Origin of the sequence: Pseudomonas sp. Irchel s3b2 (genome assembly GCF_900187445.1) — a bacterium.
Classification (GTDB): domain Bacteria; phylum Pseudomonadota; class Gammaproteobacteria; order Pseudomonadales; family Pseudomonadaceae; genus Aquipseudomonas.
In genome coordinates this window covers 61,131-83,757 of record NZ_FYEB01000009.1, presented here as the reverse complement: position 1 = coordinate 83,757, position 22,627 = coordinate 61,131, and the positions used below count along the sequence as shown (strand labels likewise).

Sequence of the window (22,627 nt, the reverse complement as noted above, 5' to 3'; positions counted from 1 at the left end):
TGCCTCGGATAACGTAAGCGCCCGGAACCGTCCGAGCGACGCTGGCCACTGCGGTGGCCTGTGGCGGAATGTAAGGGCAGTCGTGGCAAACTGTCTAGCCTGCGCATCAATAAATTTTCCCCAAGGATATGGTCGATGGAATTTACCAGTGGCTTCTTGTTGAGCCTTTCGCTATGCCTGGACATCGGCGTGGCCAATATCGCGATGATCACGCTGGCGATGCAGCGCGGCTACTTTCAAGGCTTTGCCCTGGGCCTGGGGACGTGTGTCGGCGACCTGATTTACGCGGTGCTGGCATTGGCCGGCATGACCGTATTGCTGCAGTACGAAACCGTGCGGTGGGTGTTATGGATCGGTGGGTCGGTATTGCTGGTGTACTTCGCGGCGAAGATGATTTATTCGGCGATTCACCATGAAGCGCTGTTGGCGCAAACCGCTGAAGTCGGTCATAACTCCCACCGCAAGGAGTTTTTTCGCGGGATTTTTCTCGCCATGTCATCGCCCAGTGCAATTCTCTGGTTTGCTGCGGTGGGCGGCACGCTGATCGCCCGTTCCGGCGGCAGTGGTGCGATCAGCTCGGCGTTGTTTCTCGGCGGTTTCTTGTGCGCCGGGGTGCTCTGGTGTGTCGGTCTGTGCTTCGCTGCAAGCCACGGCGGCAAATTGCTCGGCGACAAACTACTGCGTTACTCCTACATGGCATCGGCAGCGATCTTCTGCTATTTCGCGGTCTACGTGATCCTATCGGGTTATAACGAGTTCATCGGTCCAAGCACCATCGAACAGTTGCACGCACTGTAATTGGGCGAATCGGGTTTGGCTTCTATACTCCCAGCCGAACCCACCTTTCAGTACCAGGAGTTGAGTCATGGATGAGCAAACAGGCGTCGAAACGGCCGAGCCACGCTTCGAAAACGGGCACTTCATGCTCATAGCGGGGCTTGGTGGACGATTTACTGCGGATACGACCAAGGCAATCCCCGACCTTTGGGAGAAATTCATTCCCGAGATTGGCAAAATTCCCGGTCAGAAAAGCGAAGTAACCTACGGCATCTGCTGTAATCCGGATGGCAAGGGTGGTTTCGAATACATCGCCGGTGTCGAAATCAGCAAGCTCGACGACCTGCCCGAGAAGTACCGCTGGATCGAAGTTCAGCCTCAGAAGTATGCAGTTTTCGAACACCAGGGCTCGCTGGATACCTTGCCCCAGACCTTTCAATACATCTGGAAAACCTGGTTGCCGAAGTCCGGGCATGAAGCTGCGGACGCTCCGGAGTTCGAACGCTACAGCGACGATTTCAACCCGAAGCTCAACACCGGCACGATGGAAATCTGGCTGCCGCTCAAAGCGTAATGAGCGAGTCGAGCGGCGGATCGGTGATCCGCCTCTCGATGTCGTGTTGATGCTGATTTATGATCCCCAACCTTTCCCGTGCCGATTCCGAGCTGCCATGAACACCGTCATCCGCCACGTCATCCCCGCTGACCTGGACCGTTGCTACGCCATCGAGACCGTTGCCTACGAAGGCGACGAAGCCGCGACCCGCGAGAAAATCGCCACCCGCATCGCCACCTGGCCCGAGGGCTTCATCGTCGCCGAAGTGGATGGCGTTGTAGCCGGTTTCATCAATTCAGGTGCGGCCTTTCAGGTGGAGATGTCGGACGAGGCGTTCAAGGAGCTGATCGGCCACGATCCGGCCGGCCCGCATGTGGTGATCATGTCGGTGGTGGTGCATCCGGACTACCAAGGGCAGGGCCTGGCGAAACGCTTGCTGGGTGAGTTCATCCAGCGCATGCGCGCACTGAACAAGGCCAGCATCCATCTGATGTGCAAAGAGCGGCACATTGCGCTCTACGCCGGTTTTGGTTTTGCCTACATAAAGCCTTCGGCGTCGGACCATGGCGGGATGGCGTGGCATGAGATGGTGTTGATGCTGTAACCCGCGGGCCGGCCCAGATCCAGTGCGGGCCGGTGCTGATCACAAGCCTCAATCGATGCCGACAAACCCTCCGGTCTGGTGCTGCCACAACCGCGCATACAAGCCGCCACGGGCCAGCAGTTCGGCGTGGCTGCCGGTTTCGGCGATCTTGCCGTTTTCCAGCACCACCAGGCGATCCATCCGCGCGATGGTCGAGAGGCGGTGGGCGATGGCGATCACGGTTTTGCCCTCCATCAGGGTTTCGAGGCTTTCCTGGATTGCTGCTTCGACTTCCGAGTCCAGTGCCGAAGTGGCTTCGTCCATGATCAAGATCGGCGCGTTCTTGAGCAGCACCCGGGCAATCGCAATCCGCTGACGCTGACCACCGGAGAGTTTCACCCCACGTTCACCGACGTGAGCATCGAAACCGGTGCGGCCTTCAGAGTCCGACAGCAACGGGATGAATTCGTCGGCGCGAGCCTTGTGCACCGCTTCCCAGAGTTCGGCATCGGTGGCGTCGGGTTTGCCATACAGTAAATTGTCGCGGATAGAGCGGTGCAGCAACGAGGTGTCCTGGGTGATCATGCCGATGCGTTCACGCAGGCTTTCCTGGCTGACTTCGGCGATGTTCTGGCCGTCGATGAGGATCCGCCCGCCCTGCACGTCATAGAGGCGCAGCAGCAGATTGACCAACGTCGATTTACCAGCACCGGAAGGGCCGATCAGGCCGATTTTCTCGCCGGGTTTGATGGTCAGGTTGAGGTCGCCGATGATCCCGCTCTTCTTGCCATAGTGGAAATCGACGTGCTCGAAACGCACCTCGCCACGCGCCACATTCAAAGGCTTGGCCTGCTCACGGTCGGTGATGCTGACCGGCTGGGAAATGGTCTGCAAACCGTCCTGAACCATGCCGATGTTTTCGAAAATGCCAGTGACCACCCACATGATCCAGCCAGACATATTGACGATGCGGATCACCAGGCCCGTGGCCAAGGCAATTGCACCCACTGAGATCATCGATTGCGTCCACAACCACAGCGCGAGGCCAGTGGTGCTGACGATCAGCAGGCCGTTCATGCTGGTGATGGCCACGTCCATGCTGGTCACCACACGGCCGGCCAGTTGGGCTTTTTCGGTTTGCTCCTTGATCGCTTCGCGGGCGTATTGCTGCTCGAAGTTGGTGTGGGCGAACAGCTTCAAGGTGGTGATGTTGGTGTAGCCATCGACGATCCGCCCCATGAGTTTGGAACGTGCATCGGAAGACACCACCGAGCGTTCCTTGACCCGTGGCACGAAGTAGTAGAGGGCGCCGATGAAGGCGGCGATCCAGGTCAACAGCGGGATCATCAGGCGCCAGTCGGCTTCGGCGAACAGCACGAGTGAACTGATCGCGTAGATCAGCACGTGCCATAGCGCATCCACCGCTTGCACAGCCGAATCGCGCAACGAGTTGCCGGTCTGCATGATGCGTTGGGCGATGCGCCCGGCGAAGTCATTCTGGAAGAAATTGAGGCTCTGTTTGAGCACATAACTGTGGTTCTGCCAGCGGATCAGGCTGGTCAGGCTGGGGCTCAAGGTCTGATGCACCAGCAAGTCATGCAGGCCAACAAATATGGGGCGCAGGACCAGCGCAACCACCGCCATCCAGGCCAATTCGAGACCGTGATCCTGGAAAAAGTTGACGTTGGGCGTGCCCTGGGCGAGATCGATGATGCGGCTCAGGTAGCTGAACAGCGCCACCTCGATCAGCGCACCGATCAGGCCGATGATCAGGAGGGCCGCGAAACTCGGCCAGACCTGCTTCAGGTAATAGGTATAGAAGGGGAGAACCCGATCCGGCGGAGCCGCCGTCGGTGCATCGCGGAAGATATCGATCAGTTTTTCAAAACGGCGATAAAGCATCAGTTCTCCGCCCGCGCACGGGCTCTCCTTTAAACGATATGAGCGGCGCCGGAAGCACCGGCGGCCGCTCAAAACTCCCTGTTCAGCTTACTCTCAGTCGATGCGCTTGGCCGACTTGATGAACACAGGGTCGGCCGGCACGTCTTTCATGCCACCACGGGTGGTGGTTGGCGAATTGACGATGATGTCCACCACGTCCATGCCCTTGACCACTTTGCCAAACACCGCGTAACCGTCGCCCTGATCGAGGAAGTCGTTGTCTTTGACGTTGACGAAGAACTGGCTGGTGGCCGAATCCGGGACGGAAGTACGGGCCATGGACAGCGTGCCACGCACGTTATGCAGGCCGTTTTTGGATTCGTTCTTGATCGGCGCCTTGGTTTCTTTTTGCTGCATTTGTTGAGTGAAACCGCCGCCCTGGACCATAAAGCCAGGAATCACACGGTGAAAAATCGTGTTGTTGTAGAAGCCGCTGTCGACGTACTCAAGAAAGTTCTTGGTACTGATCGGCGCCTTGACCGGGTCCAGTTCGATTTCGATCTGGCCATTGGTGGTTTCCAGCAGCACGTGCGGCGCCTTGGCGGGCGTGGCGGCCATCAGGTTGGCGGCAAACAGAACGGAGCCGGCGACGAGGGCGATTTTTTTCAGCATGGGTCAGTGATCCTGAGTGGTGGTGTCGACTGCGGTGAGAAACTCGAGCAGCGTTTGGTTGAAGCGTTCGGGTTGATCCAGCGGGGTGGCGTGGCGCGAGTCGGCGATCACCACCAGCCGCGCATCGGGCAGCAGTTTTACATAGGTTTCTTTCAGCGTGACCGGGGTGTAGTCACGGTCGGCGCTGACGATGAGGGTTGGACAGGACACCCGGGAAAGTCGTTCCTGAACCCCCCAGCCAACGATGGCATTGAAACTGGCGAGATAAGCATGTTTGTCGTTTTTTGCCCAGCGCGCCGCTATTTTTTGTCGTAACGAAGCTTGTTCGGGCCTGGGGAACAGCTTGGCGCCGAGGGCCTTGCCAATGGTGCCCATGCTCAGCACGTGCATCAGGCTCCAGCGTTTGAACCACTGCCAGTCATCGTTGCGGCTGCGCCGTTTGACCTCGGGCGCGCTGTTGACGATGCACAGGCTCTTGAGCAGTTGCGGCTGATCCACCGCCAGTTGAAAGGCGATCATGCCGCCCATCGAAAGTCCGACAAGATGTGTAGGGCCGAGGTTCAAGTGCTCGATCAGCGCGATCAGGTCGGCGCTGAACCCGGCGATGCTGTAGCGCTCGCGGGGCTTGTCGGAGCGCCCGTGGCCGCGCACATCCGGGACGATCACCCGATAGTGGGCCGAGAGCGCCGGGATCTGCATTTCCCAGTCCAGGGTGCTGGAACCCAACCCGTGAACCAGTAGCAACGGGGTGCCGTGGCCATATTCCTCATAGTGCAGGTTACAACCTTCATGTTCGAAATAAGCCATGGGTACACTCCGTGTCAGGCTTGTTCAGGGGCGGCGAAGGGCGCATCCAGCGGCGCGGTATCGAAGGTGCGCAGCAGTTCGATGAGAATCTGCGTGGCCGGGCCCAAGGGTTTGTCCTTGTTTGAATACAGATAGAAGCTAGGGTTGCGGCTGCCACCCTGGTCCAACGGTAGCACTTTGAGCGTCCCTTCCTTGAGTTCGCGCTCGATCATGTGCCGGGGCAGCCAGGCGAAGCCCAGGCCGCTGCTGACGAAGGTCGCGGCGGTGGCCAGGCTGCCGACGGTCCAGCGCTGTTCGGCGCCGAGCCAACCGACGTCTCGCGGTTGCTGACGGCCGGAGTCGCGGATCACCACTTGCATCTGGCTTTCCAGGTCCTGGAAGTTCAGTTCGCGGTTCAGGCGATGCAGCGAATGCTCGGGGTGGGCGACCGCGATGAATTCGACGTCGCTCAATTCTGCGCCCAGATACCCGGGAATGCTGAAACCGGTAATGGCCAGATCGGCCACGCCTTCAAGCAACACTTCCTCGACACCCGACAACACTTCTTCGCGCAGACGTACCCGGCAGCCACGACTTTGAGGCATGAACGCGGTCAGGGCGCGAACGAGGCGGGCGCTGGGGTAGGCGGCGTCGACCACCAGCCGCACTTCCGCTTCCCAGCCTTGCTCCATGTGATGGGCCAGGTCTTCCAGTTGGCTGGCCTGTTTCACCAGTTGCCGGGAACGGCGCAGCAACACGCCGCCGGCTTCGGTGAGCACCGCTTTGCGGCCGTCGATACGTAACAGCGGCACACCGAGCTGGTCCTGCATGCGCGCTACGGTGTAGCTGACCGACGATTGCGAGCGGTGCAGCGCTTCGGCGGCCTGGGCGAAACCGCCGTGATCGACCACGGCCTGTAACGTTCGCCATTGATCAAGGGTCACGCGGGGCGCTTTCATGTTGAGCTCCTCTTGTCCTAAGCTGGCAGTCCTTATTGGAGACTGCCGAATGAAAAAACTGTGTTGTGTGATGGCGGGTTGTGCGGTGTTGGCGATGCTGCCGCTGACTGCATTTGCTTATCCGATCGACGTTCAAAAGCAATTGAACGGCTTGAGCATCGACTACAACGCCTTTGATACAGATGCCGATATCGCCTCCATTCAGGTGAACAACTACGGCAGCACCGATGCGATCTGCAAAGTGGTTTTCAACAATGGTCCAGAAGCGCCGCGTAACCGCACAATCGAAGTGCCTGCCGGTAAACACAAAAACGCCACCGCAAAGTTCACCCGGACCATTATCAAGATGCGTATCAACCTGACCTGCACCCCGAAATGACATCGAGCGGAGAGCATGCCGGCTTGGGCATGCTCCGCTTATAAACGAATTTATCGATGCTTTATAGCAGTTATTTGCGCTTTTTCATCGATATGACTCTGTTTAACCTTCACTCCATCGACCTACAGCATTCTCAGATGGAGGCTACATCCCATGTCCCGCGTTCTGATCATCGAAAGCAGCGCCCGTCAGCAAGACTCGGTTTCCCGTCAGTTGACCCAGACGTTCATCAGCCAGTGGCAAGCCGCACACCCGAACGACCAGATCACTGTCCGTGACGTAGCCGCCAACCCGGTGCCACACCTGGACATCAACTTGTTGGGCGGCTGGATGAAACCTGCCGAACAACGCAACGACATCGAGCAGGCCTCGCTGGAACGCTCCAACCAGTTGACCGACGAACTGCTGGCCGCCGACGTACTGGTGATGGCTGCACCGATGTACAACTTCGCCATTCCGAGCACCCTTAAAGCCTGGCTCGACCACGTTCTGCGTGCTGGCGTGACCTTCAAGTACACCGAAACCGGTCCCCAGGGTTTGCTCAACGGCAAGCGTGCGTACGTGCTGACAGCGCGCGGTGGTATCCATGCCGGAGCCGCCTCTGATCACCAGGAACCGTACCTGCGTCAGGTCATGGCTTTCATCGGCATCCACGACGTGACGTTCATCCACGCCGAAGGCATGAACCTGGGCGGCGGCTTCCAGGAGAAAGGCTTGAACCAGGCCAACGCCAAACTTTCTCAGGTTGCCTGAGCCGTTAATCGCCAGATAATCGCTGGAGGGTCTAGTGACCTGGCGCAACCCTTCAAGCCTGTACGCGCATCGAACCTCCCTTTGCACTTGTTGCTCCTGAGTGCTCTAGCCCGATTGAACGCATTAGCGAGATCGGGCTTTTTTTTGCCTGGAATTTAGTGAATGAGCACACAACCCTTCTAGGAGCGGGCTACCCGCGAAAGCGGTATGTCAGGCGCATTGACGTCGACTGACACACCGCTTTCGCGGGCAAGCCCGCTCCTACAGGGGTTGTGTATTGGCTGACTGTTCGCGATGAAGGGCAAAACCCGCTATCGTCGCCGCCATTCGAAACGAGGCGACCATGGGCTATCTACTTTTTGTCACGCTGATCCAGGCGTTTTCCTTCAGTTTGATCGGCGAATACCTGGCCGGGCATGTCGACAGTTACTTCGCGGTGCTGGTGCGGGTGCTGCTGGCGGGCTTGGTGTTCATTCCGCTGACGCGCTGGCGTCAGGTCGAGCCAGCGTTCATGCGGGGTATGTTGCTGATCGGCGCGTTGCAGTTCGGCGTGACTTACGTCTGTTTGTATTTGAGCTTCCGGGTGTTGACGGTACCGGAAGTGTTGCTATTCACCATACTCACGCCGCTGCACGTGACCCTGATCGAAGACGCGCTGAACCGGCGTTTCAATCCGTGGGCCTTGATCGCGGCATTGGTGGCGGTGGCGGGCGCGGCAGTGATTCGCTTTGATCGGATCAACCCGGATTTCTTCATGGGTTTTCTATTGCTGCAACTGGCCAATTTCACCTACGCCGCCGGACAGGTGCTTTATAAACATCTGGTGGCCCGCCATCCAAGCGATTTGCCGCATTACCGGCGTTTCGGCTACTTCTACCTGGGCGCGTTGGCGGTGGCGTTGCCGGCGTTTCTGCTGTTTGGCAAACAGAACTTCCTGCCCGAAGCGCCGCTGCAATGGGGCGTGTTGTTGTTCCTCGGCCTGGTCTCGACCGCGCTGGGTTTGTATTGGTGGAACAAGGGCGCGTGCCTGGTCAACGGCGGGACGTTGGCGGTGATGAACAACCTGCATGTGCCGGTGGGGTTGCTGATCAATCTGCTGATCTGGAATCAGCATGAAGAGTTGGGGCGGTTGTTGTTCGGCGGGATGGTGATTCTGATGGCGGTGTGGATTAGTCGGTTGGGTATCAGGCCGACCGCAATCCGCTCTTCGTAGGAGCGAGGCTTGCCCGCGAAGGCGGTGTGTCAGGCAACATTGACGTTGGCTGATACACCGCCTTCGCGGGCAAGCCTCGCTCCTACAAGAGGAGGTGGTGCTACATCACGTGTTTTTCGGGCTCGGGAATGTGGCTCGCGCCGAGCACTGCCGGAAGTAATCCCGACCGCAGATCACCCCCGCTCGGCTGCTGATACAGGCTCAAGCCAAACTCCGGCAGCACCGCCAGCAGGTAATCGAAAATATCCCCCTGAATCCGCTCGTAATCAGCCCACACGGTGGTGCGGGTGAAGCAGTAGATTTCCAGCGGAATGCCCTGAGAGGTGGTCTGCATCTGGCGAACCATGCAGGTCATGTTCGGCTGAATCTCCGGGTGACTCTTCAGATACGCCAGCGCATAGGCGCGGAAGGTGCCGATGTTGGTCATCCGTCGACGGTTGGCCGACATCGCCGCGACGTTGCCCTGGGCTTCGTTCCAGGCCTTGAGCTCGGCTTTCTTGCGGCTCATGTAGTCAGTCAGCAGGTGTACCTGGGACAGCTTTTGCTCTTCGTCATCGCGGATGAAACGCACACCGCTGGCATCGATAAACAGGCTGCGTTTGATCCGTCGTCCGCCGGACTGCTGCATGCCGCGCCAGTTCTTGAACGATTCGGACATCAGGCGCCAGGTCGGGATCGACACAATGGTCTTGTCGAAGTTCTGCACCTTGACCGTATGCAGGGTGATGTCCACCACATCACCATCGGCACCGACTTGCGGCATCTCGATCCAGTCGCCGACCCGCAGCATGTCGTTGCTGGTCAGTTGCACGCTGGCGACGAATGACAACAGGGTGTCCTTGTAGACCAACAGAATCACCGCCGACATGGCACCCAGACCCGACAGCAGCAACAGCGGCGAACGGTCGATCAACGTGGCGACGATGATGATCGCGCCAAACACGAACAACACCATTTTCGCCAGTTGCACGTAACCCTTGATCGAGCGGGTGCGGGCGTGTTCGGTGCGGGCATAGATGTCCAGCAGGGCATTGAGCAGTGCGCTGACAGCCAGCACCAGGAACAGAATGGTGAACGACAGCGCCACGTTGCCGAGGAAGTTCAGGCTGGTCTTGCTCAAGTCCGGCACCAGGTGCAGGCCGAACTGGATCATCAGCGAGGGCGTCATCTGCGCCAGGCGATGAAACACTTTGTTGTGGCGAAAATCGGTGATCCAGTGCAGCGACGGCTGGCGGCCGAGTATTTTGGTCACATGAAGAATGAGGTAACGCGCCACTCGTCCGAGCACCAGCGCCACCACCAGCAGCAACATCAGTGCGAGCGTGGAATGCAGGAGCGGGTGCTGATCGAGGGCACCCCAGAGGTCTTGGGCGTTGAGCCAGAGCTGTTTGATATCCATGGTTAAAAACGGTTCTTCTATAGGACGCGACGGGGCGATTAGAGCATTTAAGACCTTCCGGATGACGTTTTGAGACAAAACAGGCAACAAAAAAACCACTGTTTGCAGCCGTTTGTATAAAGAAACTCGGCCTTCGCGCTCGAAACCGTTACCCTATGCAGCTGTTTTTTGTATTTCTTCGAGGTAGCACCCGTGTTTTCCCAATTCGCCCTGCACGAACGCCTGCTCAAAGCCGTGGCCGAGCTTAAATTTGTCGAGCCAACGCCTGTGCAAGCAGCGGCTATCCCGCTGGCGCTCCAGGGGCGTGACCTGCGGGTGACAGCGCAAACTGGTAGCGGCAAAACCGCCGCCTTCGTTTTGCCGATCCTCAACCGCTTGATCGGCCCGGCCAAAATCCGCGTCAGCATCAAGACCCTGATCCTGCTGCCGACCCGCGAGCTGGCCCAGCAGACCATCAAGGAAGTCGAGCGCTTCGCTCAGTTCACCTTCATCAAGTCCGGCCTGATCACCGGCGGTGAAGACTTCAAGGTCCAGGCCGCCATGCTGCGCAAGGTGCCGGACATCCTGATCGGTACGCCGGGCCGGATGATCGAGCAACTGAACGCCGGCAACCTCGACCTCAAAGAAGTCGAAGTGCTGGTGCTCGACGAAGCCGACCGCATGCTCGACATGGGCTTCGCCGAAGACGTGCAGCGTCTGGTGGAAGAGTGCACCAACCGTCAGCAGACCATGCTGTTCTCCGCCACCACCGGCGGTTCGGGCCTGCGCGAGATGGTCGCCAAGGTGCTGAACAACCCTGAACACTTGCAGCTGAACAACGTCAGCGATCTGAACGCCACCACTCGTCAGCAGATCATCACCGCCGACCACAATCAGCACAAAGAACAGATCGTGAACTGGCTGCTGGCCAACGAGACCTATCAGAAGGCCATCGTGTTCACCAACACCCGGGCCATGGCCGATCGTATTTACGGCCGTCTGGTGGCGCAGGAATACAAAGCGTTCGTGCTGCACGGTGACAAAGACCAGAAAGACCGCAAACTGGCTATCGACCGTCTGAAGCAGGGCGGCGTGAAGATCCTCGTGGCCACTGACGTCGCTGCCCGTGGCCTGGACGTGGAAGGCCTGGACCTGGTGATCAACTTCGACATGCCGCGCAGCGGCGACGAATACGTTCACCGCATCGGTCGCACCGGCCGCGCCGGCAACGATGGCCTGGCCATCTCGCTGATCTGCCATGGCGACTGGAACCTGATGTCGAGCGTCGAGCGCTACCTCAAGCAGAGCTTCGAGCGCCGCACCATCAAGGAAGTCAAAGGCACCTACGGCGGACCGAAAAAGGTCAAGGCCTCGGGCAAAGCCGTTGGCGTGAAGAAGAAAAAGGTCGACGCCAAAGGCGACAAGAAGAAAACCGGCGCCAAGGCTCCGACCAAGCGCAAGATCGCCAACCGCCCGAAGACCGACGCCCTGTCGCTGGTCAGCAAAGACGGCATGGCCCCGCTCAAGCGCCGCAAGCCGGAAGCGCCGGCTGCTGAGTAAAGCACGGTAGCGATCCAATAAAAAACCCGGACAGTGTCCGGGTTTTTTTACGTCTAAAAATCGCAGCAGCTCTTACAGTTGCACGCTCAAACCGGTGTAGGAGCTGCCGAAGGCTGCGATCTTTTGATCTCGCCTTCAGCTCTCGGCTTTCTTCTCCGCCGACTGCAACTCCTTGAGACGCTGATCGATCAACTGGCACTTGTCCGGCAAATCCTTGCTGGCCGTCTCCAGGTCCATCTTCTGCAACTCGTCATTGATCTCCTTGGCCTTGGCCGGGTTCTGCTCAGTGATCTTGGCGACCTCCCTGGCCAGTTGTTCGCGCTTGACGGTGGCTTCATCGGGAGGGCAGGCCCATACGGGGAGGGCGCAGGCGAGAGTGGCAGCGAGGGTGACTTTTAGCAGACTTTTCATGGAGACGGGCCTCGGTTCCGGTAAAGGCGAGTTATCCGGTTGAGGGCTGAAGGGCGGAAAAAGTTCAGTGACAGAAACGGGTGACCCACAGGTCGCCTGATTCCGAGGTTGGTGTAGGGCGCAGGTAAACGCACGCGATCTACAGAACACCACGCAACCTTGTAGGAGCGAGCTTGCTCGCGAAAGCGGTGTATCAGTCGACATCAATGTTGAATGTCAGTCAGTCATCGCGAGCAGGCTCGTTCCCACAGGGGATTAGTGGTGTTCATGGATGTTGTGTTCAACCTGGCCCAATGCCCGCGATGGCTGCGGTCTATCCCCCATGGCAGCAACTGCCCGGTGCCTTGTCCTCATACCGATCGTGATGCCTCACCCAATCCATGATTTCCTCTTCATTACGCCCCTTGGGCGTGAGGTCAAGGTAGTTGTAGGCGCCGACCAGCAGATCCAGGCCGCGAGCATAAGTGGAATAGGTGTGGAAAATCTCCCCCGCTTCATTGCGATAAAACACGCTGAGACCGGGAAGTTCTTCTTCAGCGCCGTCGGATTTTTCGTAGTTGTAAGTAGCTTTTCCGGCGGCGACGTCTTCGGCTCGGGCTGAGACGCCAAAGTCATAGTTGAAATCGCAGCCTTCTGACGAGACCCAGTCGAATTTCCAGCCCATACGGCGTTTGAAGGGCTGGAATTCGGCGAACGGTGCGTGGGAAACCGCTACCACCGCAACGTCGTGGTGAGCCAGGTGTTGGTTGGCGCCGTCGATGTGGTCGGACAGGAACGAGCAACCCGGGCAGCCTTCATCCCAGCCAGCGGCGAACATGAAGTGATAAATGATCAATTGGCTACGGCCGCCGAACAGATCGGCCAGGCTCAGTTCGCCGTTTGGGCCTTGGAAGCGATAGGGTTTGTCGATTTTTACCCAGGGCAGGGCGCGGCGTTCTGCGCTGAGTTTGTCGCGTTCCTTGGTGAAGGCTTTTTCGTGGGCCAGGTGTTGTTTGCGAGCGGCGAGCCATTCTTCTCGGGACACGACCGGATGATTCTGAATGTTCATGGTGATTTCTCCTGCATGCTTTGGCGAAAGTCGATCCGCGCAGAGGGGTAAACCGTCTTACATAGCCTAGTCGTTTGGCCTGTGCCCTTTTCGACATACCGCCGGTCGGTAGGGCGGAATACCTCGGCTGAACGGCCGCCGTCCCTGTCGGTCACAACCTATGAAGGCCATCTCACTCGCGGGCACTGGAGGTTGATCAGGATGACTTATAACTGGGATTTGATTGAACGCTTGCTGCATGAAGTGCAGAACGGCGCCGGCCACAGTTTCACCCCACGGCCTTATGCCGAGCAGTATGCGGCGGCGAAAGCCAACGCGGGCGAGCCGTTTGAGAACCTGGATCAACTGAAAACCGTGGCTGGTGAGTACGAAAAGTTACTGCTGCTGCGGGGTTATATCGAGCCTCGGCCGGAGGACCAGGGTGGTAATGGCGAGAATTACATTTTGACGCCCCGGGGCTCGAGATTGTTGAGCCTGATCGACAGCAGCATTCCGGGTAATGAGCATCCGCGGCAGGTGCTGGATGAACAGGAGGATGCGTTGGCTGAGCTGACGTTTGATGAGGTGGCGTCGAAGGCGCAGATTGCCTGATACCGTAAAAAGCTTCGCGGGCAAGCCTCGCTCCTACAGGTAAGCGTTGTTCACACATTTTGTGAGCAACACCAAACCCGTAGGAGCGAGGCTTGCCCGCGAAGCTTTTTTATCTATAGAACCAGAACCTAGCCCTGTCGCGCCGCTTTCAGGCATTGCAAATCAGTGAAATCCTTGCGCACGCCTTCAATCTTCATCAGCAACCGTTCACGCTGAACCGGCGTGCTCTCGGTCATTATATCCACCAGCAACGCCCGAGCCTGGGTTTCGGTATTGGCGTAGGCCTCGCGGTAAGCCGACGTCCACAAACTCTCGCGATTCACCAGAAGTGTCTCGATTCGCTGTGGGAATTCTGGACTCTGCCGTTGCGCGACTGCCGCGCTGAATTGCTGCTGCCAATGGGCGCGGTTGGCAATCCATTGTTTGTTCTGATCACCCAAGGCATTCGACCAGGCCACTACCCGTTGCTGTTGGCTCGGGCTTAGCGGGCCGAACCAGACATTCAGGCGTTTCTCCATGCGCTTGCTCCGCTCTCTGATCTGTTGCTCCAGAGACGGCTTGAGGTAGGCCTCTTGGCGTTTGCGCTGGTCCTTGGCGAAGGCGTCGTTCATTTCCGCGACTTGCTTGTCATCCAGCCCTTGCAACAACTCGATGGCCGATGGAGTGATTTCCCGGGCGGTTTCGGCGATGGCCTGTTTGGCTTCCTGGGTACGGGTTTGCAGTGCGGCGTCGGTGATCTGGTTGGCCTCGACCATGGCCTGTAAACGATCCAGCCAGTCGAGGTAACCGGGCAATTGCGTGGTGCAGTGCCAGCTCAGGTGTTCTTTGAGGCGCTCGTTGAACCAGTCTTTTTGCTCGTGGTTCATCTCCAGGTAGTCGCTGAGCGTCCAGGGAATGATCACGTCCAGGTTGCGATAAGCCAGGCCCACGCGGCTGCATGCGGCGACAGTGAGGCTGAGGGTGATGATGACACTGATCTGTTTCCACCAGTGCGACATGGCGAGTCCTTGCGAAGACCTGGTTTCTTTAAAGGGTTCTTTTATGTGATCGCAGGATTAACCCGGCAGTTCAGCCGATTAATAGAAGCTGTGCGCAGCCTTGAGCGTAACCAGGCCGTCGCACTCGCTATTGTGGCCGGAATAGGCGGAGCAGTTGCTGCCGCTCAGGCTTGAGTCACTGTAGATCAAGTCCAGATCGATGCCCATGAACGGCCGGGACAATTTCACTGACCAGTCGGTAAAGCTGCCTACATACCCATCATCAACGGACACCGGTGTGTTGAGTTGGTGGGTGGTGTATTTCAGGCTGATCCCGATGCCGAAGGGCTGATTGCCACTGAGGTCGGCGAACAGGGTGCTGTTCTGTTTGTCCGGGTCGTTGCTGAAGGCCGCGCCGAAGCGGCTGCCCAGCAGGGTCAGGCCGCCGAACAGCTCTTGGCTGTCGAGGGTTTCCATTTTCGGGTAGCTGTAACGGATCATGCCCACTTCGTAACCGAGGGATTGATCGAAAGGCTGTTTAAAGCCCATGTAGGAATCCACTTCAAGGTTACTCGACGGGCTCAGCCCCATGCTGGGGGACCATTGACCCACATAGAAGCCACTGTCGTGGCTCAAGTCGAGGCCACCGTGGAACGAGCCGGTCGTCGAGGGTTTGACCAGTCCTTGGGCCATGCTGCGACTCGGGGTGGTGGCGAGTTTGAGATCGAAGTCGCCCAGTTCGCGCTGGAAGACTTGCGCATGGACGTCCGAACACCACAGCAGACTGCCGAGCAGGAAAAGAGAGGGCTTGAACATGCGTCACTCCATGAGCAGCGAGGTGCAGGTCCTGAAAACCTACTGAAACGCTTGATCCAGACACGTGCAAGCATACCGGCGAATGTTCGGCATCAAGGGCCGTTCGTCGATTTTTGAAATATTGATTTGTTTGATGGGGTATTGCGGGAGGGTTCCAGTCCAAGCGCTTCGAAGCTCAAAGCGCTTATGGACCAGTTAACGCAGGGGAAATTACTTCTTGCCTAGCGTGATCTGCTTGGACGGGCCGAACGTCTGGCCGCTGACGCCTTTGGCAATTTGCTGGATCTCTCCGCCGGACTTGAGGAACGCAGCGATCTGGTTGTTGATCGATTCGCTGGTTTCAACGGCTGGAGCTGGCTTTGCTTTGCTGTTGGATGCTTTTACACGCATGGCGGCCATTAACCTGTAGAAATTAACTTGGCCAGGCATCGTACAGGAAATACTTGACAATTGCTTGGTAAATATCCTCCCGAAATACACCTTGGAGAAACGCAATTTATCGCAAGTTATTATTTGCAATGTTCCCCTAAGCTGCTGTTTTAACTAAGAACCCTGCTGGAGAAAAAGCGCTTTTCGGATGGGCTGGCAAGAGAACGGAACACCCGAACGGTCTGACGAGCGGCCAAATGACCATGGCCAAACCCAGGAAAATTAAGGCCTTGCGCGGATTTTCTTGCGCCACCGGGCTGGCCGCCGAACACCGTCCGCAAAACCGGGTAGAATGCCGCCCACGCAATGAGGGTATTGGACATGGCTTTAGTCGGGCGTTACAACAGTTTGCAAGTGGTTAAACACACTAACTTCGGTTTATATCTGGACGGTGGCGCGGATGGCGAAATCCTTCTGCCTAATCGTTATATCCCCAAAGATATTCCCAGCGAAGATGAAGACTGGCTCAACGTTTTTATTTATCTGGACAGCGATGACAAACTTATCGCCACGACCGAAAAACCGAAAGTTCAGGTCGGTGAATTCGCCAGTTTGAAAGTCGTTGAAGTCAACAGCATCGGCGTGTTCCTGGATTGGGGGTTGCCGAAGGATCTGCTGTTGCCGTACTCCGAAGAAAAGCGCCAGATGACGGCCGGTGAGTATGTCGTGGTGCATGTTTATCTCGACAAGCATACTCGACGCATTACCGCGACAGCACGTCTGGACCGCTACCTGGACAAGACTCCGGCTAACTACAGTCCAGGCCAGGAAGTTGATTTGCTGGTGGCCGAAGCGACCGATATGGGCTTCAAGGCAATCATCAACAACAAGCACTGGGGCCTGATCCACAAGAACGAAATCTTTAAGTTCATGCGCGCCGGTAAAGAAGAGAAGGGCTTTATCAAAGAAGTCCGCACCGACGGCAAGATCAGCCTGAGCCTGCAACCGGTGGGCGAAGAAGCGGCCACCAGTCTGAACTCGAAGATTCTCGCCAAGTTGCGCGACAATAACGGCACGCTGCCCGTCAGCGACAAGAGCGACCCGACGCTGATCAGCAGTATGTTCGGCGTCAGCAAGGGCAACTTCAAAAAGGCCATCGGCGCGCTGTACAAGAACGGCCAGATCGTCATTCACGCTGATCGTATCGAACTCAGCTGACCTGACGCCGGCCGCTGCAGTGACTCTTTTGATTGGCCCTATGACGCAAGCGGCGATTTAAAGGTCTTTTGCAGACACCTTTTTCTGTCCATCTGGTTAATAATCGGCAGCATCATTTTTTGCCCCGGCACCCTTTGTTCAGCAAGAGGAGGCCGGGGCTTTATTTTTACTGTCGAGTCACTGCCATGGATTGTGTTGTCGAGGTGTTCCGGTGAGCGCCACCCGGCGTAGTGCCGATGGGTTTGCCCTGCAAGTGATGGTCGGGCTGTGCCTGATCTGGGGCGTGCAGCAGGTGATGATCAAATGGGCCGCGCCCGACATCGCGCCGGTCATGCAGGCGGCGGGGCGGTCGGGTATTTCTGCGTTACTCGTAGGATTGTTGATCTGCTGGAAGGGCGGCTGGGATCAGGTCGGCACTACCTGGCGCGGCGGCTTGCTGGCGGGTGCGTTGTTTGGCCTGGAGTTCTACTTCATTTCCGAAGGCCTGCAACTGACCACGGCGGCGCACATGTCAGTGTTCCTCTATACCGCGCCGATCTTCACCGCGTTGGGCGTGCATTGGCTGCTGCCGAGTGAGCGTTTAAGACCGGTGCAGTGGCTGGGGATTGTTCTCGCCTTCGTCGGCATTGCCATTGCGTTTGCCGGTGGTGTGTCGTGGGACAACCTCGATCGCCGCATGTTGATGGGCGATGCGTTGGGCGTGCTGGCCGGCGCGTCATGGGGCGCGACCACCGTGGTGGTGCGTGCCTCGCGTCTATCGGAGGCGCCGGTGACCCTGACGCTGTTTTATCAACTGATCGTCGGCTTCGTCGGCCTGCTGTTGATCGCGATCCTCAGCGGGCAGGTCACCCATGTCAGCCTGACCACTATTGCCGTGGCCAGCGTGCTGTTCCAGGGATTGGTGGTGTCGTTCTTCAGTTACCTGACCTGGTTTTGGCTGCTGCGTCGTTATCTGGCGGCGAACCTGGCGGTATTTTCGTTCATGACGCCACTGTTTGGCGTCACGTTCGGCGTGGTGCTGCTGGGCGAAGAACTGAGCCTCAACTTCGTGATCGGCGCGGTGCTGGTTTTGCTCGGGATCACTTTTGTGAGCGCAGAACAGTGGGTCCGCCGCCGTTTGCGCAAAGCACTTGGACAACCCTGATCGGATGCAGCAAATCGTTACCGACGATCACAGCGCGAGTTGCAATTCACCGTTGAAGTGACTGCTCAGCGCCGCGAGCAATGGCCCGCTGAGCCAACCCACGGCAAAACAAACCAACGGTCAGGGATCTGATCAATTCAGTAACAGATCATTGCGATCTTGGGCGAGCATTGCGTAGGACTTCGGACTATTATCAGTGCGAAGGGGCTACAGAACTTCGGCCGCTCGGCATACCCTGAAGGGGGGCATCATGAAAGAGAAAATCCAAAACTGGCTGCATGACCTGGGTGTCGCACTCGGTTTGATCGAACCGCCTCTGCAACCCGTGCCTGTTCGCACTGACGACGAACAACGTCGCCGCCAACAGCAGCGCCGCAGGTAAGCCTGGCACATCACCTGTGGCGAGGGAGCTTGCTCCCACTGGGGCGCGCAGCGGCCCCATTCATCGTCATCAGGGAGGGCAGGTTGAACGCGGATCCAGCTTGCGATTGCTGCGCAATCGAGCGGGAGCAAGCTCCCTTGCCACAGAGGTTTATTCGTCGCATCGGGTGTATTTGACGATCGGTCTCAATACCGCCCAATCTCAATCAAAAACCGGCTCAAGTCGTCGACGGTCGTCGCGGTCTTGAGCATCCGGTCTTCTTCGGCGGTAAATGCCGTCAATCCCAGCTGATCTTCCAGATGGAAGAGCAGCTCTTCAATATCCTCTTTATCCAATCCCAACTGCGCCAGGCAAGTGTTGTCATCAAAGTCATCCTGATTTTCCAGCAGGCGGCGGATGAAGCGATGCACGGCTGTATGAACGTCGGCTCTTGTCATGGTTGTTCTTCGAGGGCGTTATTGTTGTTGTCCCTGGTGCTGAGTACAGCAGGCTTCAGGCGTGTCGGCGCTGCCACTCGTCAATCATCGTGCGTAAATAGCAGTTTCCTTCAGACGAAAAAAAACGGGTGTGGCAACCGACGCCACGCCCGTCGAAGAAACTGTTGCTACAACATCAGCTTAGACAGCGCTCGCCACCACTGCCGGGCGACGGGACAGCAAGCTGACCACCACGAAACTCACCAGGCCCACGCCGAGGCTGTAGTAGATCGGGGTGTTGGCGTCCATACCGTCCTTGAACATGAACACCAGCGCGGTGACGAAGCCCAGTGCCATGCTGGTGATCGCACCGGCCGTCGTGGCGCGTTTCCAGTAGATGGCCCCCATCAGCGGGATCAGCATGCCGCCCACCAACAGGTTGTAAGCCAGGGTCAGTGCGCTGATCACATCATTGACCACCAGTGCGATGCCCAATACCGCGATGCCAGTCAGCAGGGTAAAAAGGCGGTTAACGCTCACGTTCGATTGTTTGCCGCCACGCAGTTTCGGCAATAGGTCTTCGGTCAGGGTGGTGGATGCGGCGAGCAGGCCGGCGCTGGCGGTGGACATCATGGCCGCCAGTGCAGCTGCGATCACCAGGCCACGGATACCGTCCGGCAGGGACACTTTGACGATGGCGGCAAAGGCATTGTTGACGTTGTCCAGATCCGGAATCAGCACATGAGCGGCCATGCCGATCAGCGCACAAACCAGACCATAGACAATGCAGTAGATCCCGGCAGACGTACCGGCGTATTTGGCGACTTTCTCGCTTCGTGCGGTGAATACCCGTTGCCAGATGTCTTGACCGATCAGGATGCCAAAGAAGTAGATCAGGAAGTAGGTGATGATCGTGTCCCAGCCGATGCTGGTGAAGTTGAAGCTGGCGGCCGGCAATTGGGCAACCAGTTGATCCCAGCCACCGACCCGGTACAGGCAGATCGGCAGCAACAGGAACATCAGGCCGACGGTCTGGATACCGAACTGGACGATGTCGGTCAGGGTCAGGGACCACATGCCACCGATGGTCGAGTAAATCACCACTATACCGCCACCAAGCAGCACCGAGAGCCAGAACGGCAGGCCGAACAGCACTTGCAGCACGGTGCCGATCGCCAGGATCGAGGTCACGCCGATCATCAGTGCATAGGCGAGCATGATGGTCGCGCTCGCCGTACGAGCCATTGGGTTATAGCGCTTTTCCAGCACTTGGGTAACGGTGAATACCTTCAGCTTCAGCAGCGGCTTGGCGAGGAACAGGTTCAGCGCCACGATCCCGCAGCCCAGTGCGGCACATAGCCAGAAGCCGGAAATGCCATGAACATAGCCCAGGCGCACGGTGCCAACGGTGGACGCGCCACCCAGAACGGTAGCGGCCATGGTGCCCATGTAGAGACCCGGACCGAGGTTGCGACCGGCGACCAAATAGTCTTCGTGGGTCTTGGCCTTGCGCATGCCGTAGTAGCCGAGCACCAGCATCGCGGCGGCGTAAATGAGAACGACGAATAAATCCAAAGCCATGATGGCGTGTCTCCGATTGTCTTTTTTATGGTGAGGCGAAAATCAATCTTTGTGGAAAATCGACCCCCGTAGGAGCGAGGCTTGCCCGCGAAGGGAGCACCGCGGTCCGCAGGCAGACCGCGTCATCGTTCTTCGCGGGCAAGCCTCGCTCCTACGGGTAATGCGTTGACCACAGGTAATGCGTTGAATCAGGCCGTTTGTCGCATCGCCGGTTTACCGAGCGAATCCGTGCCCTTGCTGCGTGGATCACTGGGGCCGAACACCGTAGCCGGTTCCGGGAACAGGCTCAGCAGCGTCAGGTACACCAGCGAGGCCAGGCCGAGGGTCACCGGCAGGCTGATGTCGATCCCTCCCGCCAGATCCCCGAGTGGCCCGACAAACTGCCCCGGCAGGTTCACGAAGCACAAACCCACCAGCGCGCTTGGGATCCAGGCACCCAGGCCACGCCAGTTCCAGCCGTGGGTGAACCAGTAGCGGCCACCTGTCTCGCCACGGGTGAACACTTGCAGGTCATCCGGGCAGTAGAAGCCACGACGCACCAGCAGGCCGATGATCATGATCACCATCCAAGGGGTGGTGCAGGTGATGATCAGCACGGCGAAGGTCGACACGCTCTGCACCAGATTCGCCGCAAAGCGCCCGATGAAGATGAAGGCAATCGACATCACGCCGATCAGCAATGTTGCCTTGACCCGCGACAGCACCCGTGGGAACACGCTGGACATGTCCAGCCCGGTGCCATACAGCGAGGTGGTGCCGGTGGACATGCCGCCGATCACCGCAATCAGGCACACCGGCAGGAAGAACCAGCTCGGCGACACCGCCAACAGACCGCCGACGTAGTTGTTCGCCGCGATGTAATCGGGTGCCTTGATCGCCACGATGGTGGCGGTGGCGAGGCCGAACAGGAACGGAATCAGCGTGGCCAGTTGTGCGGCGATCACCGACAGCATGATCCGGCCTTTGGGCGTATCACGCGGGATGTAGCGCGACCAGTCGCCGAGGAACGCGCCGAAGGAAATCGGGTTGCTCATGGCCACCAGCGCGGCGCCGATGAACGCCGCCCAGAACCCCGCCTGACCCAGGGCCACGCTGCCGGCGTATTGACTGTCGAATGCCGGGGCGAAGGCGAAGATACCGAGCAGAAACAACAGGCTGGCGGCCCACACCGCAATGCGGTTGACCCACAGCATGAAGCGGAAGCCGTAGATGCACACCGTCAATACCAGCAGCGCGAACAGACCGTAGGCCAGGCCCAGGGTGAGATCGGTTTCCGGTAGATTGATCAGGCGTTTGGCGCCACCCACCAGCGCATCGCCCGAACTCCAGACGGAGAGCGAGAAGAATGCGATAGCGGTCAACAGTGACAGGAATGAGCCGACGATTCGTCCATGCACGCCGAAGTGCGCACCGGATGACACGGCATTGTTGGTGCCGTTGATCGGCCCGAACAGGCCCATCGGTGCCAGGATCAGCGCACCGAGTACAACGCCCAGCACAATTGCCCAGACGCCTGCCTGAAAGGACAGGCCGAACAGTACCGGGAAGCTGCCAAGCACGGCGGTGGCAAAAGTATTGGCACCGCCGAAGATCAGGCGAAACAGGTCGCTGGGCCGGGCGTCGCGTTCATTGTCCGGGATCTGTTCGACCCCGTTCGTTTCGATGCTGCTAAGGCTTTTTTCTTTGTTGTTGTTATTCATGATCTGCTCCGATCATAAAGGCGCGCTCATCGTGCGTGAGCGTCACCTGTTTGGCTAAGAGGGTGGCAGCCCTTCCGGCATTGCGGACAAATGTTCGTGGCAGGCCAGCCATAGGCCTTGTTGTTCTTGGCCAGACGTCTGTTTCTTGAAAACAATCGTCTCGCGCTCCTGGCTGAAGTGTTGCTCCCCTTGCATGCGCAGCTCGGTGGCCACGTCATGGATGAAAATCGCCACGTCACCCTGCAGGCTGACGAAGGCGTTGCTCGAGGTACACGACAGCACCTCGAAGCCGTCCTCGGCGCGCCAGGTGTCCCACAACGCCTGATAGGCATCGCGCGACAGCAGGGGCTGCTCGAGGGTGTAGAACACGAAGCTGGCATCAACGCTGAATGCACCGAAGTAGGCTTCGCGATCGTTACGGGCAAAGGCCGATACCAGCTCCGCGGCGGCGTTGAGTACCTGATCACGTTCGTTCAT

25 protein-coding genes are annotated in these 22,627 nt (G+C 58.2%); 11 read left to right on the top strand and 14 right to left on the bottom strand.

Annotated features, from left to right (window positions below; genetic code table 11):
* Positions 1-135 precede the first annotated feature (135 nt).
* The 3 genes from CKW20_RS19005 (at position 136) to CKW20_RS18995 (ending at position 1,937) form a co-directional block, all read left to right on the top strand.
* Positions 136-798 carry a LysE family translocator gene (locus CKW20_RS19005; protein ID WP_095054303.1) on the top strand — a complete coding sequence of 221 codons (663 nt, stop codon included), beginning with the start codon at positions 136-138 and terminating at the stop codon, positions 796-798.
* A 67-nt stretch (positions 799-865) separates the two neighbouring features.
* Complete coding sequence (locus tag CKW20_RS19000; protein ID WP_095054302.1) at positions 866-1,351, top strand: GyrI-like domain-containing protein; 486 nt, start codon at positions 866-868, stop codon at positions 1,349-1,351.
* 97 nt (positions 1,352-1,448) lie between these two features.
* Positions 1,449-1,937: a GNAT family N-acetyltransferase gene (locus CKW20_RS18995; RefSeq protein WP_095054301.1), complete on the top strand. Its 489-nt coding sequence runs from the start codon at positions 1,449-1,451 to the stop codon at positions 1,935-1,937.
* 48 nt (positions 1,938-1,985) lie between these two features.
* On the opposite strand, the gene CKW20_RS18990 is transcribed toward CKW20_RS18995, so the two are convergent.
* The 4 genes from CKW20_RS18990 to CKW20_RS18975 all read right to left on the bottom strand — a co-directional run bounded on the left by CKW20_RS18990 (position 1,986) and on the right by CKW20_RS18975 (position 6,214).
* Positions 1,986-3,818 carry an ABC transporter ATP-binding protein gene (locus CKW20_RS18990; protein ID WP_095054300.1) on the bottom strand — a complete coding sequence of 611 codons (1,833 nt, stop codon included), beginning with the start codon at positions 3,816-3,818 and terminating at the stop codon, positions 1,986-1,988.
* Positions 3,819-3,911: 93 nt separating this feature from the next.
* On the bottom strand, positions 3,912-4,469 hold the full coding sequence (locus CKW20_RS18985; protein ID WP_008013582.1) for a peptidylprolyl isomerase A: 558 nt from the start codon (positions 4,467-4,469) through the stop codon (positions 3,912-3,914).
* 3 nt (positions 4,470-4,472) lie between these two features.
* Positions 4,473-5,276 (bottom strand): alpha/beta fold hydrolase, encoded by an 804-nt coding sequence (locus tag CKW20_RS18980; RefSeq protein ID WP_095054299.1) that lies wholly within the window; start codon positions 5,274-5,276, stop codon positions 4,473-4,475.
* A 14-nt stretch (positions 5,277-5,290) separates the two neighbouring features.
* Positions 5,291-6,214, bottom strand: coding sequence for a LysR family transcriptional regulator (locus tag CKW20_RS18975; protein WP_008069097.1), 924 nt, complete (start codon positions 6,212-6,214; stop codon positions 5,291-5,293).
* A gap of 49 nt (positions 6,215-6,263) precedes the next feature.
* Between CKW20_RS18975 and CKW20_RS18970 the strand changes: the two genes are divergently transcribed.
* The 3 genes from CKW20_RS18970 to CKW20_RS18960 all read left to right on the top strand — a co-directional run bounded on the left by CKW20_RS18970 (position 6,264) and on the right by CKW20_RS18960 (position 8,559).
* Positions 6,264-6,593 (top strand): hypothetical protein, encoded by a 330-nt coding sequence (locus CKW20_RS18970; RefSeq protein ID WP_007902470.1) that lies wholly within the window; start codon positions 6,264-6,266, stop codon positions 6,591-6,593.
* A gap of 153 nt (positions 6,594-6,746) precedes the next feature.
* Positions 6,747-7,346: an FMN-dependent NADH-azoreductase gene (locus CKW20_RS18965; protein ID WP_095054298.1), complete on the top strand. Its 600-nt coding sequence runs from the start codon at positions 6,747-6,749 to the stop codon at positions 7,344-7,346.
* Positions 7,347-7,689: 343 nt separating this feature from the next.
* Complete coding sequence (locus tag CKW20_RS18960) at positions 7,690-8,559, top strand: carboxylate/amino acid/amine transporter (RefSeq protein WP_095054297.1); 870 nt, start codon at positions 7,690-7,692, stop codon at positions 8,557-8,559.
* A gap of 100 nt (positions 8,560-8,659) precedes the next feature.
* Here CKW20_RS18960 and CKW20_RS18955 read toward each other — a convergent pair whose 3' ends face one another.
* Positions 8,660-9,958, bottom strand: a complete 1,299-nt coding sequence (locus tag CKW20_RS18955; RefSeq protein WP_095054296.1) for a mechanosensitive ion channel family protein — start codon at positions 9,956-9,958, stop codon at positions 8,660-8,662.
* Between the two features lie 192 nt (positions 9,959-10,150).
* Between CKW20_RS18955 and CKW20_RS18950 the strand changes: the two genes are divergently transcribed.
* Positions 10,151-11,497: a DEAD/DEAH box helicase gene (locus tag CKW20_RS18950; RefSeq protein WP_095054295.1), complete on the top strand. Its 1,347-nt coding sequence runs from the start codon at positions 10,151-10,153 to the stop codon at positions 11,495-11,497.
* Between the two features lie 135 nt (positions 11,498-11,632).
* Here the strand turns inward: CKW20_RS18950 and CKW20_RS18945 are convergent, their stop codons facing one another.
* Both CKW20_RS18945 and CKW20_RS18940 read right to left on the bottom strand, forming a co-directional pair.
* On the bottom strand, positions 11,633-11,908 hold the full coding sequence (locus CKW20_RS18945) for a hypothetical protein (protein ID WP_095054294.1): 276 nt from the start codon (positions 11,906-11,908) through the stop codon (positions 11,633-11,635).
* A gap of 313 nt (positions 11,909-12,221) precedes the next feature.
* A complete protein-coding gene (locus CKW20_RS18940; protein WP_095054293.1) occupies positions 12,222-12,956 on the bottom strand; it encodes a thioredoxin family protein in 735 nt (244 codons plus the stop codon).
* A 201-nt stretch (positions 12,957-13,157) separates the two neighbouring features.
* Here CKW20_RS18940 and CKW20_RS18935 point away from each other — a divergent pair, with 201 nt between their 5' ends.
* Positions 13,158-13,547: a transcriptional regulator gene (locus tag CKW20_RS18935; RefSeq protein ID WP_095054292.1), complete on the top strand. Its 390-nt coding sequence runs from the start codon at positions 13,158-13,160 to the stop codon at positions 13,545-13,547.
* A 128-nt stretch (positions 13,548-13,675) separates the two neighbouring features.
* Here CKW20_RS18935 and CKW20_RS18930 read toward each other — a convergent pair whose 3' ends face one another.
* From CKW20_RS18930 to CKW20_RS18920, 3 genes are all read right to left on the bottom strand, one after another.
* Complete coding sequence (locus tag CKW20_RS18930) at positions 13,676-14,545, bottom strand: DUF6279 family lipoprotein (RefSeq protein WP_095054291.1); 870 nt, start codon at positions 14,543-14,545, stop codon at positions 13,676-13,678.
* A 78-nt stretch (positions 14,546-14,623) separates the two neighbouring features.
* Positions 14,624-15,340 carry a TorF family putative porin gene (locus tag CKW20_RS18925; protein WP_095054290.1) on the bottom strand — a complete coding sequence of 239 codons (717 nt, stop codon included), beginning with the start codon at positions 15,338-15,340 and terminating at the stop codon, positions 14,624-14,626.
* Positions 15,341-15,550: 210 nt separating this feature from the next.
* Positions 15,551-15,739, bottom strand: coding sequence for a hypothetical protein (locus tag CKW20_RS18920; protein WP_017337097.1), 189 nt, complete (start codon positions 15,737-15,739; stop codon positions 15,551-15,553).
* A gap of 351 nt (positions 15,740-16,090) precedes the next feature.
* Here CKW20_RS18920 and CKW20_RS18915 point away from each other — a divergent pair, with 351 nt between their 5' ends.
* The 3 genes from CKW20_RS18915 to CKW20_RS29940 all read left to right on the top strand — a co-directional run bounded on the left by CKW20_RS18915 (position 16,091) and on the right by CKW20_RS29940 (position 18,453).
* The gene (locus CKW20_RS18915; RefSeq protein WP_095054289.1) at positions 16,091-16,927 is read left to right on the top strand and encodes a S1 RNA-binding domain-containing protein; all 837 of its coding nucleotides are present in this window, start codon (positions 16,091-16,093) and stop codon (positions 16,925-16,927) included.
* 211 nt (positions 16,928-17,138) lie between these two features.
* On the top strand, positions 17,139-18,071 hold the full coding sequence (locus CKW20_RS18910) for a DMT family transporter (protein ID WP_095054288.1): 933 nt from the start codon (positions 17,139-17,141) through the stop codon (positions 18,069-18,071).
* Positions 18,072-18,321: 250 nt separating this feature from the next.
* Positions 18,322-18,453, top strand: coding sequence for a PA1414 family protein (locus tag CKW20_RS29940; RefSeq protein WP_256585077.1), 132 nt, complete (start codon positions 18,322-18,324; stop codon positions 18,451-18,453).
* A 185-nt stretch (positions 18,454-18,638) separates the two neighbouring features.
* Here the strand turns inward: CKW20_RS29940 and CKW20_RS18900 are convergent, their stop codons facing one another.
* The 4 genes from CKW20_RS18900 to CKW20_RS18885 form a co-directional block, all read right to left on the bottom strand.
* Positions 18,639-18,890 carry a phosphopantetheine-containing protein gene (locus tag CKW20_RS18900; RefSeq protein ID WP_095054287.1) on the bottom strand — a complete coding sequence of 84 codons (252 nt, stop codon included), beginning with the start codon at positions 18,888-18,890 and terminating at the stop codon, positions 18,639-18,641.
* 180 nt (positions 18,891-19,070) lie between these two features.
* Entirely contained in the window at positions 19,071-20,450 is a 1,380-nt protein-coding gene (locus CKW20_RS18895; protein ID WP_095054286.1) for a sodium:solute symporter, read from the bottom strand.
* Between the two features lie 188 nt (positions 20,451-20,638).
* Positions 20,639-22,150, bottom strand: coding sequence for a cytosine permease (locus tag CKW20_RS18890; RefSeq protein ID WP_095054285.1), 1,512 nt, complete (start codon positions 22,148-22,150; stop codon positions 20,639-20,641).
* Between the two features lie 54 nt (positions 22,151-22,204).
* Complete coding sequence (locus CKW20_RS18885; protein WP_095054284.1) at positions 22,205-22,627, bottom strand: nuclear transport factor 2 family protein; 423 nt, start codon at positions 22,625-22,627, stop codon at positions 22,205-22,207.

Coding starts and splice junctions, on each gene's coding strand:
- CKW20_RS19005 (WP_095054303.1), top strand. CDS start 136: ATGGAATTTACCAGTGGCTTCTTGTTGAGCCTTTCGCTATGCCTGGAC.
- CKW20_RS19000 (WP_095054302.1), top strand. CDS start 866: ATGGATGAGCAAACAGGCGTCGAAACGGCCGAGCCACGCTTCGAAAAC.
- CKW20_RS18995 (WP_095054301.1), top strand. CDS start 1,449: ATGAACACCGTCATCCGCCACGTCATCCCCGCTGACCTGGACCGTTGC.
- CKW20_RS18990 (WP_095054300.1), bottom strand. CDS start 3,818: ATGCTTTATCGCCGTTTTGAAAAACTGATCGATATCTTCCGCGATGCA.
- CKW20_RS18985 (WP_008013582.1), bottom strand. CDS start 4,469: ATGCTGAAAAAAATCGCCCTCGTCGCCGGCTCCGTTCTGTTTGCCGCC.
- CKW20_RS18980 (WP_095054299.1), bottom strand. CDS start 5,276: ATGGCTTATTTCGAACATGAAGGTTGTAACCTGCACTATGAGGAATAT.
- CKW20_RS18975 (WP_008069097.1), bottom strand. CDS start 6,214: ATGAAAGCGCCCCGCGTGACCCTTGATCAATGGCGAACGTTACAGGCC.
- CKW20_RS18970 (WP_007902470.1), top strand. CDS start 6,264: ATGAAAAAACTGTGTTGTGTGATGGCGGGTTGTGCGGTGTTGGCGATG.
- CKW20_RS18965 (WP_095054298.1), top strand. CDS start 6,747: ATGTCCCGCGTTCTGATCATCGAAAGCAGCGCCCGTCAGCAAGACTCG.
- CKW20_RS18960 (WP_095054297.1), top strand. CDS start 7,690: ATGGGCTATCTACTTTTTGTCACGCTGATCCAGGCGTTTTCCTTCAGT.
- CKW20_RS18955 (WP_095054296.1), bottom strand. CDS start 9,958: ATGGATATCAAACAGCTCTGGCTCAACGCCCAAGACCTCTGGGGTGCC.
- CKW20_RS18945 (WP_095054294.1), bottom strand. CDS start 11,908: ATGAAAAGTCTGCTAAAAGTCACCCTCGCTGCCACTCTCGCCTGCGCC.
- CKW20_RS18940 (WP_095054293.1), bottom strand. CDS start 12,956: ATGAACATTCAGAATCATCCGGTCGTGTCCCGAGAAGAATGGCTCGCC.
- CKW20_RS18935 (WP_095054292.1), top strand. CDS start 13,158: ATGACTTATAACTGGGATTTGATTGAACGCTTGCTGCATGAAGTGCAG.
- CKW20_RS18930 (WP_095054291.1), bottom strand. CDS start 14,545: ATGTCGCACTGGTGGAAACAGATCAGTGTCATCATCACCCTCAGCCTC.
- CKW20_RS18925 (WP_095054290.1), bottom strand. CDS start 15,340: ATGTTCAAGCCCTCTCTTTTCCTGCTCGGCAGTCTGCTGTGGTGTTCG.
- CKW20_RS18920 (WP_017337097.1), bottom strand. CDS start 15,739: ATGGCCGCCATGCGTGTAAAAGCATCCAACAGCAAAGCAAAGCCAGCT.
- CKW20_RS18915 (WP_095054289.1), top strand. CDS start 16,091: ATGGCTTTAGTCGGGCGTTACAACAGTTTGCAAGTGGTTAAACACACT.
- CKW20_RS29940 (WP_256585077.1), top strand. CDS start 18,322: ATGAAAGAGAAAATCCAAAACTGGCTGCATGACCTGGGTGTCGCACTC.
- CKW20_RS18900 (WP_095054287.1), bottom strand. CDS start 18,890: ATGACAAGAGCCGACGTTCATACAGCCGTGCATCGCTTCATCCGCCGC.
- CKW20_RS18895 (WP_095054286.1), bottom strand. CDS start 20,450: ATGGCTTTGGATTTATTCGTCGTTCTCATTTACGCCGCCGCGATGCTG.
- CKW20_RS18890 (WP_095054285.1), bottom strand. CDS start 22,150: ATGAATAACAACAACAAAGAAAAAAGCCTTAGCAGCATCGAAACGAAC.
- CKW20_RS18885 (WP_095054284.1), bottom strand. CDS start 22,627: ATGAACGAACGTGATCAGGTACTCAACGCCGCCGCGGAGCTGGTATCG.